At 53.4% G+C, this 14,494-nt stretch carries 11 protein-coding genes; 5 read left to right on the top strand and 6 right to left on the bottom strand.

From position 1 onward, the window contains the following. Positions 1-187: 187 nt before the first annotated feature. Complete coding sequence (locus OB13_RS04070) at positions 188-808, bottom strand: TetR/AcrR family transcriptional regulator (protein WP_461488870.1); 621 nt, start codon at positions 806-808, stop codon at positions 188-190. A 183-nt stretch (positions 809-991) separates the two neighbouring features. Here OB13_RS04070 and OB13_RS04075 point away from each other — a divergent pair, with 183 nt between their 5' ends. Then, the gene (locus tag OB13_RS04075) at positions 992-6,811 is read left to right on the top strand and encodes a carboxypeptidase-like regulatory domain-containing protein (RefSeq protein WP_461488871.1); all 5,820 of its coding nucleotides are present in this window, start codon (positions 992-994) and stop codon (positions 6,809-6,811) included. Positions 6,812-7,151: 340 nt separating this feature from the next. Further along, positions 7,152-7,397, top strand: a complete 246-nt coding sequence (locus OB13_RS04080; RefSeq protein ID WP_461488872.1) for a hypothetical protein — start codon at positions 7,152-7,154, stop codon at positions 7,395-7,397. 106 nt (positions 7,398-7,503) lie between these two features. Here OB13_RS04080 and OB13_RS04085 read toward each other — a convergent pair whose 3' ends face one another. From OB13_RS04085 to OB13_RS04105, 5 genes are all read right to left on the bottom strand, one after another. After that, positions 7,504-8,862: a 4Fe-4S binding protein gene (locus OB13_RS04085; RefSeq protein WP_461488873.1), complete on the bottom strand. Its 1,359-nt coding sequence runs from the start codon at positions 8,860-8,862 to the stop codon at positions 7,504-7,506. 10 nt (positions 8,863-8,872) lie between these two features. Next, the gene (locus OB13_RS04090; protein ID WP_461488874.1) at positions 8,873-10,246 is read right to left on the bottom strand and encodes an NAD(P)/FAD-dependent oxidoreductase; all 1,374 of its coding nucleotides are present in this window, start codon (positions 10,244-10,246) and stop codon (positions 8,873-8,875) included. Positions 10,247-10,250: 4 nt separating this feature from the next. Next, positions 10,251-11,036: a DUF547 domain-containing protein gene (locus OB13_RS04095; protein ID WP_461488875.1), complete on the bottom strand. Its 786-nt coding sequence runs from the start codon at positions 11,034-11,036 to the stop codon at positions 10,251-10,253. Between the two features lie 214 nt (positions 11,037-11,250). Beyond that, a complete protein-coding gene (locus tag OB13_RS04100; RefSeq protein WP_461488876.1) occupies positions 11,251-11,499 on the bottom strand; it encodes a hypothetical protein in 249 nt (82 codons plus the stop codon). A 61-nt stretch (positions 11,500-11,560) separates the two neighbouring features. Beyond that, a complete protein-coding gene (locus OB13_RS04105) occupies positions 11,561-12,262 on the bottom strand; it encodes a hypothetical protein (RefSeq protein ID WP_461488877.1) in 702 nt (233 codons plus the stop codon). A 133-nt stretch (positions 12,263-12,395) separates the two neighbouring features. On the opposite strand from OB13_RS04105, the gene OB13_RS04110 reads away from it, so the two are divergent. From OB13_RS04110 to OB13_RS04120, 3 genes are all read left to right on the top strand, one after another. After that, positions 12,396-13,082 (top strand): hypothetical protein, encoded by a 687-nt coding sequence (locus OB13_RS04110; RefSeq protein ID WP_461488878.1) that lies wholly within the window; start codon positions 12,396-12,398, stop codon positions 13,080-13,082. Positions 13,083-13,156: 74 nt separating this feature from the next. Then, positions 13,157-13,687, top strand: coding sequence for a hypothetical protein (locus OB13_RS04115; protein ID WP_461488879.1), 531 nt, complete (start codon positions 13,157-13,159; stop codon positions 13,685-13,687). 204 nt (positions 13,688-13,891) lie between these two features. Then, entirely contained in the window at positions 13,892-14,443 is a 552-nt protein-coding gene (locus tag OB13_RS04120; protein ID WP_461488880.1) for an SRPBCC family protein, read from the top strand. Positions 14,444-14,494: the final 51 nt, after the last annotated feature.

The raw sequence follows: 14,494 nt of genomic DNA on the forward strand, positions 1-14,494 counted from the left end.
AAAGGTATTGTAAACCAGTGATTTTGGTACTCGGGTAGGCTGCTGCATGGCCTGCCTACGCAAAGAGGCTCCACCGCTTTGGGGCACAGCGTGGAACAGGTGTTACAGGAAGGTATAGCAGGAAGGTGTAACAGGGGCTTTCTGTGCTTACCGGGTTGCCTTGTGGGTACAGGAGCTGCTTAACCTATCACTTCTTCGCAAGCAGACCTTTGAAAAGAATATTCACCAGCCCGTCGAAGACTGTCGTAGCGCTATCAGGCAAAGCATCGGTCAGTTCCTGGGGCAATTGCCGGGTATGATCCGGGTTGAAAATAGTTTCCAAAACGCTCGAGTACAGGAGCACAGCCAGCGGCCTGTTGATATCCTGCCGCACATGCCCTTTCCGCATACCTTCATTCAGCAAGGTATGGAAGCGCTTGAAGGCAGCCTCCACCTTGTAATTATAAAGCAGTTGCCAGCTGCCGGGCGCATTCTTGCGGATATCGGTCATGAGTTGCCGGTTGACGACCAGCAGCCGGTTGCCAATATACCTGAAATAGCGGATGGCTTTTTCTTCAAACTCCAGCCCGGTATCGTTGAGGATACGCTCAATTTCCTGTTGCCCTTCTGCCAGGTAGTCCCTGATCACGGCATTGAGCAGGTCCTCTTTCCCATCAAAATACAGGTAGAGCGTTTTCTTACTCATACCCAGCTGCCGCGCCAGTTCCGACATGAGCACTTTGGTATAGCCATGGGTAAAAAAAAGCTCTCTCGCACGCGCTATGATCGTCTGTCGTATGTCTTTTGGGGCTTCAGTCGGTGTTTCCATAGGCAAGCATAACGTGCAGGATGTTGGCCGGGTTTGGTAAAGTAAGTCCAGCAAAGGCCAAAATTACGAAGTAATGCAGGTTTTTGCGTGTTATGGAGCAGTTTATTTTAGGGCAGCAGGCCAACATGAAAGCTGTCAGCAAATATTTTATTTTTAGTATATTGATAGGGAATTCCCGATGCTATGCTGAAAACTTTCCTGCTGCCTGTCCTTTTGCTGCTGTTATCGGTGCCTGCTCTTTCCCAGGGGCGCCTGGCCGATAGTCATCTTCGGAGCCCTTATACCTACATCTACCGGATAACGGATGGGGAAGCCCTGAAAATTTATCAGAAAGGGCCGAAAGCAGTTACTTCCGCTTTCTTTCATACAGCTGTTGATTCCTTTGCTATAGGCAAAGCGTATAGCACACCGCTTCCGCAGGGCCACTATTTGTACATGCATGCCGAGGGGCCAGACATTGTGTACTGGCTGGAAACGAAAAGCCGGCTGCAGGCCCAGTTGCTGCACCTGCAGCCGGAACTCGCCCTGCTGGTGCACGACAGCCTGGGGCAGGTCGTGCCGGATGCTCAGGTACTGGTAGGGAAGAAGCGCATCCCATTTGATAGCAAAACCAAAACCTACCGGCTCTCCAAAAGTCCTAAGAAAGGTGTCATCAGCGTCACACATCGGGGCTATACCTTTTATGAAGAACTGGCCGCAGCTGAAATGCCTGTTTATAAGCCGGCGTGGTGGCTGCGGATCCTCCATACACCGCCCATCCGCTATGCCTGGAGGCCAGTCAGTGCCTTATACCGCTCGATCAGGTGGCAGGAGCCGCAGGGCTGGGTGCGCTGGGTTTTTGCTGTTTTCAGCTTAGATTACCGCCGCGAAAAGGAGAGTAAGTACAAAGGCTACCTAGTCACCAACAAGCCACTTTACCAGCCAGGCGACACCGTCAGGTATAAGGCCTATGTTGTCAATGCTAATGGCAGAGCCGTGCAGGAGGAGGCGCAACTGGTTGTATACAATTACCAGACAAAGCGCAAAAAACTGGCGGAAATGCGCCCGTACCGCAAAGGGGCCTACGAAGGCTGGTTTATACTGCACGACAGCATCAACCTGAAACTGGACGCAGAGTACAGCCTGTTTCTGGAAAGGAAAAAGGGCCATCAGCAGGAGCTGGTGCGGCACAGCTTCCGCTATGAGGACTATGAACTGAAGGAAAACAGGTATAGCCTGCGCCTGGAGCAGGAGCAGCACCGGGCTGGCGTGGAGAACCGGCTGCATGTGCGGGGCACCGATGCCAACGGCCTCAACCTGCTGGATGCCCGTGTGGAAGTAACCATCCTGACGCAGCAATTGCTTGGGTCACGGGAGCAGGAGGTGTTTGTACCCGACACGCTCTGGAAGCACAGCCAGCCACTGGATGCCGCCGGCGAAACGTCCATTGCTATACCTGCAACCGCCTTCCCGAAAGCATCCGTGATCTACCTGGTCAAGGCCGATTTTCTGAACAGCAGCAACGAACGCAGTACCCATACCAGCACGGCCAGCTATACCTATACACCCGGTCACCTGCAGCTCTTACTGGCCGGGGATAGCCTGCTGGCCCGCTACACGGAGGGCGAAAAGGCTATGTCCCAGGAGGCGCAACTGTCAGCCTTTGATGCCAAAGGAAATAAAGTACTGGAGCAAAAGGTAAAACTGCCGTTTCAGATCCCATTCAACCCGTATGTCCGCCGCTACCGGTTGCAGGCGCCGCAGTTAGAAACTACCCTCGAACTCAGCAGCGAAGAGGCTCAATTCCAATCCTATACCGACCGCACCCATGATACTTTGTTCGTAGTGCTCAGTAACCCGCGCAAGCTGCCGTACTGGTACTTCATATACCGGGGCGATAAGCTGGTGGAGCAGGGGAAAGGGCAGGAGAGCAGCTTCCGGTATGTGCGCGCTGCGCGGAACGAGGACCCTTTCTTTGTGGCAGTGCGTTATGTATGGGGAGGCGACATCAGGACGGATGAAAAAGCCGCACCACACCGCAAATATACCTTGAACATGGAAGTAGCGGCACCCCAGGTGGTGTACCCCGGGCAGCAGACCGACCTGACGGTTACTGTGCGCGATGCTCAGGGCAAACCGGTTCCGGATGCGGACCTGACAGCCTATGCGATCACTTCTAAATTCCAGGCACAGGGCGTGCCGGGGCTTCCTTCCTGGGACAAGTACAAAGGCCGCAAGTCCTTTCAGCAGCTGCGCCTGAAGCAGGATGCCAAAGCAGGTAGCCTGCTGATGACCTGGGAAAAGTGGAGTCGCCGTATGGGCCTCGACAGCATCGCCTATTACAATTTCTTATACCCTAAAACCGGCTTGTTCACCGAGTACAGCCTCTCCCGCGACAGCCTGACGCAATTTTCTCCTTTTGTGGTTGACTCCGGACGGGTCGTGCCGGTGCATGTGGTATACCTGGACAAGGTGCCGGTATATTTCTCCGGAACCGATGTGTTGCCGGCCTATTCCTTTGCAGCCGACAGCGGTTACCATACCCTTACACTCCGCACCACCGACCAGCTGATCACGCTGGACAGCGTTTACTTCCGGCCTTATCACCGGTTGGTCCTGAGCGTTGACATCACAAAGCCTGCGCCTTATGTGGCCGCGACAAATAAGAAATACCTGCCTGCTCACGAATGGAACAACCTGAATAACTACCTGCTGCAGGTAGAACAAAACTTCGACACGGACCTGGCCTACCTGAAGCAAGGCCGGCGGGTCCTGCAGCTTCCGGGCGGCAACGGGAGAAATTATGGTAACTCCTATACCTCTGACAGGGGAGTGCTGGTCGGGCCTTTTTCTCCGCACTATGTGCAGTTTGTGCGGCACAACAGCTTCAGCACTAATTTTCTGATGGAGTCGGGGTATACCTATACCTTTGAGCGGGAGCTCCTGAAAATGCGCGAGCGCAAGCTAGTTCCGGACAGGCCGCCGCTGTTGCCCTTCTGGGATAAAAAGGAGCGTAAGCCATTACCGCTACAGGCCGAAGCACTGACAGAGCGGCGACTGCAGGAGGAATGGGAAGCGCAGCAGCGGCAGTTCTGGGTACGGAAAGTATTCGGAAACAACCCACGGGTAAAGGACAGCTTGCTTAAAGGCCGCCTGGGCTGGCGCCTGGACTCGACCTTCCAGCAGATGCCTGCCATCGCGCTGCTGCACAAAACCGGACGCCCGGATTCTGTTTTCTTTTACAACGGGAGCAGTACCCTGATCTCAGGTATAGCGGCTGGCAACTACCAGTTCTCCCTGTTGTTCCCCGACAGTAGCTACATCACCCGGGAAGTCTTCATCCAGCCAAACGGACAGGTACAGCTATACCTGCAACCAACAGTTTTGAAGCCAGTCGATAAGCAGAGCCAAGGGATGCAGACACTACTGGAAAGACGCATCAAGGCGATTCAACGCGAAGCGGGCACAGTAGCGCAGGAGCAGATCGTGCGGCAGATGCAAAACGACAACTATACCACGGGTCTAAGTGATTATGGCACCATCGTCACAGGCACGGTGGTAGATGCAAATACCAATGAGTCGCTGCCGGGTGTACAGGTACTGGTCAAGGGCACCCGCATTGGAACAGCCACCGATGCGCACGGAAACTACAAACTGGGTGTCCCTGCCAATGGTGTACTGATCTTCCGTTTTATCGGGTATAGCACCATCGAAATGCCCTTAGAGGGAAGAAGGGTAGTGAATGCTGGTATGCAACAGGACATGAAGCAACTGCAGGAAGTAGTGGTAGTAGGCTATGGCGTGCAGGAAAGGAAGAGTATGAAGATGGCTTCTGTTGCGATTGTATTGGAGGGACGTGCTCCAGGAGTACAAATCAGGGGAATTACAACGATTCAGGCAAATCAGTCACCGCTGATTCTAGTGGATGGCGCCCCCTACAGTGGCAAGCAGTCAGACATAGACCCGAGTCTGATCGCCTCTACAAAAATACTAAAAGGGGAGGAGGCCACAGCGCTTTATGGAGCCGCAGGGGCAGGCGGTGTCCTTATCATTACCACCAAGGGCGGACCAGCCCAACTAACTGCAGAGCTGCCTGCTGGTGAAGGTGGTATACGCGATAATTTCTCGGATTACGCTTTCTGGCAACCGCGCCTGGTGACGGACCGCAGCGGGAAAGCCACTTTCCCGGTTACTTTTCCGGGCGATATTACCAGCTGGAATACCTATGTGCTGGGGATGGATGGCAAAAAACGCAGCGGCATGTACAGTACCAGCATCAAATCTTTCAAGGCGATGATGGCCACGCTGGCCGTGCCGCGTTTCCTGGTGGAAGGCGACAAGGCACAGGTGATAGGCAAAGCACTGAACTACCTGCCGGACTCTGCCAACATCCGCACGCGTTTCGAAGTGGAGGGCAAGCAGGTCCGGGAAAAGCAGGCTTTGCTTAGTCGGTCCCTCACCGATACCCTGACCATTACTGCGCCAGCTACTGCCCCGGATTCTGTCGAAGTACTGTTTGGGCTGAAGCAGGCGAACGGTATGGCCGACGGCGAACGGCGTCATATAAAAGTTATCCGAAAAGGCGTAGAGGAGACAACCGGATATTTTGCCGCCCTGCATTCTGACACCACCTATACCTTAAATTTCGATCCGGCCAAAGGACCTGTAAAGCTGCATGCACAAGGCGACCTGTTGCAGGTCATGCTGGAGGAGATTGATTTCCTGCATAAATATGAGTACTGGTGCAGCGAACAGGCAGCCTCTAAACTAAAAGCATTGCTTCTGGAAAAGCGGATACGGGAGCAACTGGGGCAAGATTTTGCGCATGAGCGTATGGTACGCCGGTTGGTGCGCCACCTGGAGAAGACGCAGCTGCCGGAGGGCGCCTGGACCTGGTGGGAAAAAGGTCCCGCCTATACCTGGATAACGAACCATGTGGTAGAGGCAATGGCGCTTGCCAAAGCAGAAGGCTACGCGCCGAAGTATGAGGAGCAGCAGCTGCAGGATTATATGGTATACCGGCTGGAACAAGCCCGGTTCACTGATAAGCTGCTGATGCTGGAAACGCTCCACAGGCTGCAGGCCAAAGTAGACTATACCCGCTACGTACAGGAGCTGTCCGGCAGGAAGGGATTGTCGCTGGAAGAGCAATTCCGCCTGACCCGCATGCGCCAGCTATTGAAGTTGGAAGCCCCGCTCGACACCCTGCAGAAGTATAAGAAAACAACCAAACTCGGTGGGGCATACTGGGGCGAGAACAGGTATAGCCTGTTTAATAACAACATCTCCAATACATTGCTAGCTTATAGTATACTCAAAATGGCAGGCGGGCATGAACAGGACCTGGCCCGGATACGCGCTTACCTGCTCAGCGAGCGCCGTAGCGGCCGTTGGCGCAACACCTACGAGTCGGCCCGGATACTGGAAACGCTGCTGCCTGACCTGCTAGGTGAGAAAAAGGGGCAGCAAAACCAGTTAAAGAACAAGCTACAGTTCTCCGGTCCGCTGTCTCTGCAGGCAGAGAAGTTTCCGGTCGATACTACGTTTATACCTGGCCAGCCGCTGGTTGTACGCAAAGAGGGCAAACTCCCGCTCTACCTGACGGCCTACCAGACCTTCTGGAACGAGAAGCCAGAGCCGGTACAAAAAGAGTTTATTGTGACCACAACTTTCAAAGGTATGAGGGCCAATGCCACCCTGAAAGCAGGCGTGCCGGTAGAACTGTTGGCTCAGGTAGAAGTAAAAGCTGACGCAGATTTTGTGATGATTGAGGTGCCTATACCAGCCGGCTGCACTTACGATGAGAAAGGTGGCACAGGCGCATACGAGACTCACCGAGAGTACTTCCGTCACAAGGTGGCCATCTTTGCAGACCGCTTACCCAAGGGAAAGTATAGCTATACCGTGAAGCTACTGCCGCGTTTCAACGGCACCTATACCGTGAATCCCGCTAAGGCGGAACTGATGTATTTCCCCCTTTTTTATGGACGTACCGGTTTTAAACAGATTAAGGTAATCGATTGAGTAGTAGAGAACTAAGATTTATTCAAAGCGTTGGGGACAGCAGCTCAGGGAATCAGCATAGGGGAAAAGTAAAATTTTTGAGTTAAAGATTGCTCTTTTTTGGGCTATCAAGGCACATTCGACAATTTTTCTTAACTTTTTCTTAACTTTTTAGTAGCAGGTGCTTGTGAAATAAAAGAAAGCCTCTTAAATTGCATTATGCTGTTTGAAAAAACACATAAGTAATTCATTCCTAATCAACTACTCAAGGGTGTAATTTAATCAAATAGGAGCCAATATACAGCTATTGTATGTACGGCATCCGAAAGGGTTAAATCACAAAAAATTTAACTTTTAGCCAATGTTAGATATCATCAATTTCGTTGCACTTGCCGGCATTTTCAACATTTGTTTTTTTTGGTACGCATCCACCAAAATGAAGTCAAAGCCTGACCCGGTCAAGACCCTTGTAGTATCCTTTGTATTCTCTATTCCACTTAGTTTTCTGTTGATCGGCGTGTATACCACCATGCTGATCTATGCTGCCAAAACCGGCGCAAACGAGGACGCCATGTGGGAGTACATGGAGCAGGAAGAATTACAGTAACAGCAGACTGATTCCGGTATAGCACACGCTCTCCGGGATATCCAAAACCAGCCGCGGGCACCTGTTTTAAACAAGTGCCCGCGGCTGGTTTTTGTGCGTTATACAATTAGTTCAGTATCTGTAGGTCTTCGCGCCGGATAAGGGGAGAGGCAGCATGGCGGTCGTCGCGGGGGCCATTTTCCAGTTTCAGCACACCGCGTGGGCAAACGTGCGCACAGATGCCACAACCCACACAGGAAGAGCGGATGATCGGCTCGCCCTGCTGTGCATACCAGCGCACATCGATTCCCATTTCGCAGTAGGTGGAGCAGTTGCCGCAGGAGATGCACTGGCCTCCGTTTGTCGTGATGCGGAAGCGGGAGAAGTGCTTCTGCAGCAGACCCAGGTATGCCGCCATCGGACAGCCAAAGCGGCACCAGACCCGGTTGCCCATGATCGGGTAGAAACCAACGCCCACCACACCCGAAAAGATCGCCCCGATAAAGAAGCCGTAAGTGCTGGCAAAACCACCCGACAAGCTCCCCAATAGACTACCACCGCTCCAGGAGTTGATCCAGAGAAGGAGCGTGGTCAGGATGATGAATCCGAAGATCGGGTAGATGATGGCTACCTCCCAGCGCCAGGCCGCACGGCTTTTGTCGGACAGGTGGCGGTAGGGATCTCCGGCCGTTTCAGCCAGTCCGCCGCAGCCGCATACCCAGGAGCAGTACCAGCGCTTGCCGTAGAAGTAAGTGAGCACCGGCGTAGCCAGGAAAGACGCGACCGCGCCCCAGAAAACCATGAACACCCCCAGTGCAGCGCCATCTTCAACCAGGTAACCTACCGTGCCGGGGAAGAGGTAATCGTATTTGAGCGGCCAGAAATAACTGAAATAGAACTCGGGCTTGTTGAGAAACAGCAGCAGCCCCGGCAGCAGGAAAGCAAATCCCAGCTGAAAGAACATGACCGAAAGGGTCCGGATGATGTGGTAGCGGTTGTTGCGGTACTTGAGCAGGGCAAAAACGCCCATGATCAGCACGGCCAGGGTATAGAAGGTGCCGTAGAGGAACCACTGGTCGGCGGGCCGGCCACGCAGACCCTGGCTCAGCGGCTCCACCGCCTGGATGAGCCCCTCCAGCGTATAGGGAAACCAGTAAAGCAGCACATAAAAGCCCGTCAGCACAAAGCCGATGACCCAGGCCGAGGCGCCCCGGGTGGTCGCATCCTGTTTCCAGATGCCGTTGTTCTGCTCCGCCGTTGATTTGCTTTGGCGGCTCTCCCATATATACAGGAGGCTCCCCACCGTAAAGGCAGCTATCCCGCCGAGGCCTGTCAGTACAGGCGAAAGGGCATCCGAACCCACAGCGGCGACCAGTATACCCAGCAATCCCAGGCTGATGAGCAGCAGGCCTGTTGTCCGGAGCAAGGTGCTGGCGGGAGTTGTGTGTACGGGTGTATCGGAAATTGCGACAGAAGAAACGTGCATAGGTCAGGGTTTAACAGGTAGTAGAGTCGGAGAGAAGGCCAAAGCGCTTGCGCAGCTGCCACCAGTTGCTGTTATGAACCGGCGGCGCCTGCTCCGGGAAACGGGTATAGTACTGATGCAGCAGCTCTTTTTCGTAGCGCTGGAAAAATTCCGGGTCGAAGTTAACGGCCGGCAGCTCCTGCATCACCGCATGCAGGGTATACTGCTGCTTCAGCCAGTGATGGCACAGGTCGTGGCGGTAGCGGATACCCAGCAGATTGATACCGAGCAGTTTGGTAGTTTGTGTATCGTACAGGATCCGGATCGCTTTTGTCCCTTCAGCGTTTTGCCAGTAGAGTGACGCATGCTGCTCACCGGGATGTGCCGGCACAGACCCATAAGTCTGGTATTCTATATCCAGGAACTTGGCCGAGTTAAACCAGGGACCGCGGTCATAAGCAGTTCGTTTGCCCAGCAGCGTGGCGGCCAGTGTTTCGGCGTGCAGGCGTGCCGTGTACCAGAGTTGCTCCAGGGGCGGGTTGCCGATGGCAGGAGCCCGGAACTGGGCGCAGTCACTGAGGGCGTATACATCCGGCTGGCTGGTCTCGAAATACTCGTTCACCAGCACGCCGTTGGCAAGCGCTATACCGGCATCCTGCAGAAAGTCTATATTCGGCTTCACACCGGTGGCTATACCTACAAACTGGCAGGGCAGCTCCTGGCCGCTTTTGGTTCTGACCGCTTTTACAGCACCCGTTTCATCGGGCAAAATCTCCCCGAGCTCTTCCTCCAGCAGCAGCGCTATACCATGTGAGCGGATGTGATCCGTGATCAGCTGCGCTTCCTCCTGCGGCAAAATGTTCTGCCAGTAGAGCTTGTCGCGCACCAGCATGCTGACAGCTATGTGGCGGCTTTTGAGCATTTCGGCCATTTCAATGCCGATCAGGCCACCGCCTACTACCACCGCCTGTTGTATACCCTGGGTATTCTGTTCCATCAGCTCCAGGTCCTGCAGCGTCACCAGTCCCTGCACGCCTTTCAGGTGCTGGCCGGGCCAGTTGTAGCAGGCAACACGGGATCCGGTGGCCAGTACCAGTTTGTCATAAGGTATAGGAGCGCCTGCACGAAGTGTGAGTTGTTTGTTGGCCGTGTCTACTTTCTCGACATAGTCATGCACCAGTTCGAGCTTTTGTTCGCGCCAGTACCAGTCTTCGTAAGGCACAATGTCCTGGAAGCGCATGTGGCCCATGTATACATACATGAGGGCGGTACGCGAAAAGTGAACTGCTGACTCAGCAGAGATAAGCGTGATGCGGCACGCACTGCGCCGGCGCACGTGCTGGGCCAGCGTAACGCCCGCAATGCCGTTCCCGATGATGACTAAGTGTTGTTGGTCCTGCAACATGTTTTTATTCGTTCAGACGCCAGTCATAGTCCAGGTAGCCGATCTTGGCTCCGGGCTTTATCCTGACCTTGGAATAGCGGTTGATGAAGTCAGTCAGCGTGCCCTTCTTTTTAAAATCACCGCCGAACCAGTCGAAGATAGCAGAAACTTTCGGATTGTCCGGCGTGATCCTGTTGTGGCTGGGGTCATTGATGAATCCCCGGGTTTGCTCCTCCAGCTGTTGCTCCAGTTTACCGGCCGTGTACGCTTCCCGGCGTAGCTTCGGGCAGGATTTGGATGCACAGTTGATGGCAAAGTGTATGCGGGGCTCTTCAAACTCTTTACGCAGTATACGGTGCTCGATGTCGTTGAGCGAATACTTCTCCTTGCCAAGAGTAAAGAATTTATCGTCCCAGATGGTGTTGACCAAGGGCACAGACACCTTGCCGTTGAGGTCTTTTATGCTCTTTAAGGGGTAGTTGTCCAGGATGAGCTTTACAGTAAAGGCATTGTAGGCATTGATCCAGTACGCCAGTTGCTCCTCGCGGCTCCAGGTTTTGGGGTCCGGTATACCGTTGCTGAGTTGGCTCAGGTATACCTGCAGGGCTTTCTGATCGCTTTTAAAAGCTTTGTAGTTTACAACGCCATCGGCAGCAACATGCTTTTGCAGCAGTTTGGTCCATAGCTGGTGATCCGGCCTGGAGGCGGTTTGGTAGTTGCCTTCGGGAGCGGAGCCCAGGCACGAAACGGGGCCAAAAGCCAGTAAAGCAAACAGGGCAAAGAAATGAAGTAGGCGTGCGTAGAGTAGCATGGTGTATCAGCTTGAAATCGAATGGCCCGACCCCGGTTACCTTGTAGCAGGATAAGCGGCTCTTGTTACTTAGTATACGAACATACGCTATACCTGCCACGGGCCAGGGGAGCTAAGGTATGAACCATTTTGTAGATACAAAGTTATCCGAGCGCCTTAAATAATAAAAAGGCCAGGTATAGCCTGGCCTTTTAGCGATAGATATGAAGTCGGATTAGTGGCCACCGGCGCTGCTGCCCATGTCCTGGCCGCCATCTTCGACACTTTTGCCACCCTGACGGCCACCGCTTTTGGGCTGATTGCCTGATGTGCGACCTGCCTGGTCTTCTTCCCCGGAACTGGACAGGTTATCATCCGCTTCTCTTTTGGCCGTCGGATGAATGTTGGGCACCTTGGCGCCTTCGTTCATCGTCTTATTTTTATTTTCATTTTTCAGGTTGTCCTTATTCTTATCTGTGTTCATCGTCTTTTAGTTTAATGGATGTAAAGATTTACTTGTAAAGGATTGATGCCGGCTATACGCTTTAATACCGGTCATAATCAGGATTGGAGCCTGTTTTGTCCGGTGGGCCATAGCGCTTCGGGTGGCGCATTGTATACTGGTCCCGGTAGTTGCGGATTTCTCCACTCAAGGGGTCATAGTGCCGGTTGCGATTCTGGTCGGCGTTGAAGTCGCCATCATAGCCAACGCTGAGCGAGCCGGCCATGTTTCCATAGTTTTCGCCCGGGCGGCTTCGGTACCGGTCAGGACCGTAGTCGTTGTTGAAGTTACTGCCGGCGCTGCTACCAGAACGGGTTCTGCTATCCTCCCGGCTCGGTGCTCCTCCAAACCCGGATCGGCTGTCTTCCATACCTGCAGAGCCCCCGTAGCGACTTCCGAAGCCGCCGCTGCGCGGATGGTGTTGTTCCTCAACCCAATGCTGGCGGTGGGCGCTGTTCTGTTGGTCCCGGAGGTCCCCGTAATTTTGCCTGTACTGGTTTTCAGTGTACCCGTCGTTGTCCTGCAGGTTCCGGCTGCGGCGGTATACGAAGTCCCCGCCGTGCTGCGGACCGGAGTCTGTCAGAAAGCCGTCGTAGGTGGTTACGTTGTGATGCCTGCTGTCTGTGTCGAGGCGGTAAGCCCCCCGGTAAGCCGATTCATCCAGCCTGGGCTGCTGCTCCCGCTCCCGGTAGTCCGGGCGGTCATTCCAGAAGCCAGGTTGGTCGTGCCAGTTATATGGTTCCATAGCTTTATCAGTTTTAGTTTCACCTTTATAAACGGGCATTTCGGGCAGGAGTTTAGCTGGCCGGGGTTAACCCAAAGGCAGGGTGCCGCCGTAAAAACAATTTGTAAGCATGTAAATTCTAAATCTTTAAGCTATGAGAAACAACAGAGATGAAAACCGCGACAACCGAAATAGGGAGCCACGCTGGGTGCATGGCCATCATCACGGAGAAAATTCTGATCGCGGAAATTATACCGTAGACTCACGCTTCAACAGTGGGTATGGGGAGCAGGAAAATGATTTTTACGACACACGCTCCTTCAATACCAACACCGATCAGGGCTACTCGTTTCCGCAGGGGCGCTACCAGGTAGGAGGCGCGCAGTACAGCGGGGAAGATTATACCCGCCGGAGCCATGGTCAGGAAGATAATCCCTATGGCATGACCTATACGCCGGATGATGGCTATAACTCCGACCGCCACTACGACGCCCGTGCCGACTACAGCAACAGAGACTATGATGACCTGCGCCGCCAGGGCCGCTCCCGCGAAAGGTATGGCCTGGCAGACGAGCGTTTCGGGCATGCTGTAAGCCGGGGTGACAAAGACCAGAATGCCTACATGGGCCACGCCTCCATAGGCGACTACGAGTCGTACCGGCGCTACGAGAAAGGCAACCGCATGTATGACAACGACTACAGCGGCGGATTTGCCGGCCGAAATCACACCGAAGGCAGAGACCACTTTGGCGAAGACAGCAGCTACAGCAACCTGGACCGCTGGAAGCAGGGTAGTGACCGGCGACATGACCGCTACGAAGACCGTCATAACCGCCATTGATACAGCAATCCTGAATTTATTTACAGCGGCAGGAGCGAAGGCTCCTGCTGTTTTATTCTTTACAAACTAAAACCATGAGAGATAACAGAGAGCAGAACTATGGAGATTTCAGCCAGCAGTACAGGCAGGAGCATCCGCACGATCAGGAAAGACGATTGGAAGGGTATAGCCGTGGCTGGAGAAACGAGAACAGAGGTCCGGGCCAGCACTATCGTGCCCGGCAAAGCGAGGAGTTTGGCCGCAGGGGCGGCAACCAGGGCATGCGGGAGGATTATTACAACACCCTGTACGACACCAGCAACTATACCGGTGTGCCGCGCCAAGATGAGTATGGGTTACCGTACGGTACTGAAAACGACCTGGATCAGGTACGCCGGGGAAATCCGCTCCATACCGATCCGGATAATTTCGAACGAACCCGCTACCGCTATACCACCGGCTATAACCCGAACTATGATAATCCCGAGGAAGGCGACCTGTACCGCAACTTCGACAGCCGCGGAAATCATGGCTACCGCCACGATGCTTCTTACGGAAACGAAGACGAGTTCAGGGACTTTGGGGACGACCACTATGGCCGTCGCGACACCGGGAATATGTATTAGGACTATATAGGAGGGTATAAGCGGTAAGCCGGTGTATACTTTTCTGAAAAACAGCGTATACAGGCCTATACATTAGTATTGAATTTCCATCTGAGAAAGGCCACAGCGTCAGCTGTGGTTTTTTTCGATCCTTTTGTTTGTTTAAACATTATACTTAGCAGTCTTTTATTGATAAATCTTTAATCATAGTCCTAGTAGCTCTACATGAACCTATTAACTTCTTTTGGTATTGGTGTGGTAACGCTCATCGTTATCCTGGTAATTATATCTGTATGCCTGCCTTCGCGCATCCATATTCAACGCGATATAGTGATCAATGCGCCGGCTGAGGCTACCTACGAACAGATTCACGAGCTCCGTAACTGGTCCAAGTGGGTGCCCTGGCATCAGAATGATCCTAAAACGAAGCTGACCTATGCCGGGCCTACCCAAGGTGAAGGCGCTAAATACAGCTGGACGAGCCAGCAATCCGATGTGAAAACCGGAAAAGTCACGATCCTGAAAGCAGAGCAAAACAAGCGCCTTGTCACGAACCTGGAGATGGAAAACAGTGACATTGCCCGTGGGACCTTTACCCTGGAGGAAACACAGGAAGGCACAAAGCTGACCCTATACCTGGATAAATATATGGGGGACGGCACCATCAACAAGTTTTCGGGATTACTGGTGAACAGCACGGTAGGAGAGGACTTCGAAAAAGGACTCGAGAACATCAAAAGAGAGGTAGAGTCCAGGCAGGAACTGTCAGAGAACTAAACCGGTTACTCCGGCCACATACAAAGTAGATCTAGGTATAGCTACTGGTTT

It is taken from the genome of Pontibacter sp. HJ8, from assembly GCF_054824225.1.

Bases quoted from the DNA above. Each gene is read 5' to 3' on its own strand.
- OB13_RS04070 (WP_461488870.1), bottom strand. From the start codon at position 808: ATGGAAACACCGACTGAAGCCCCAAAAGACATACGACAGACGATCATA.
- OB13_RS04075 (WP_461488871.1), top strand. From the start codon at position 992: ATGCTGAAAACTTTCCTGCTGCCTGTCCTTTTGCTGCTGTTATCGGTG.
- OB13_RS04080 (WP_461488872.1), top strand. From the start codon at position 7,152: ATGTTAGATATCATCAATTTCGTTGCACTTGCCGGCATTTTCAACATT.
- OB13_RS04085 (WP_461488873.1), bottom strand. From the start codon at position 8,862: ATGCACGTTTCTTCTGTCGCAATTTCCGATACACCCGTACACACAACT.
- OB13_RS04090 (WP_461488874.1), bottom strand. From the start codon at position 10,246: ATGTTGCAGGACCAACAACACTTAGTCATCATCGGGAACGGCATTGCG.
- OB13_RS04095 (WP_461488875.1), bottom strand. From the start codon at position 11,036: ATGCTACTCTACGCACGCCTACTTCATTTCTTTGCCCTGTTTGCTTTA.
- OB13_RS04100 (WP_461488876.1), bottom strand. From the start codon at position 11,499: ATGAACACAGATAAGAATAAGGACAACCTGAAAAATGAAAATAAAAAT.
- OB13_RS04105 (WP_461488877.1), bottom strand. From the start codon at position 12,262: ATGGAACCATATAACTGGCACGACCAACCTGGCTTCTGGAATGACCGC.
- OB13_RS04110 (WP_461488878.1), top strand. From the start codon at position 12,396: ATGAGAAACAACAGAGATGAAAACCGCGACAACCGAAATAGGGAGCCA.
- OB13_RS04115 (WP_461488879.1), top strand. From the start codon at position 13,157: ATGAGAGATAACAGAGAGCAGAACTATGGAGATTTCAGCCAGCAGTAC.
- OB13_RS04120 (WP_461488880.1), top strand. From the start codon at position 13,892: ATGAACCTATTAACTTCTTTTGGTATTGGTGTGGTAACGCTCATCGTT.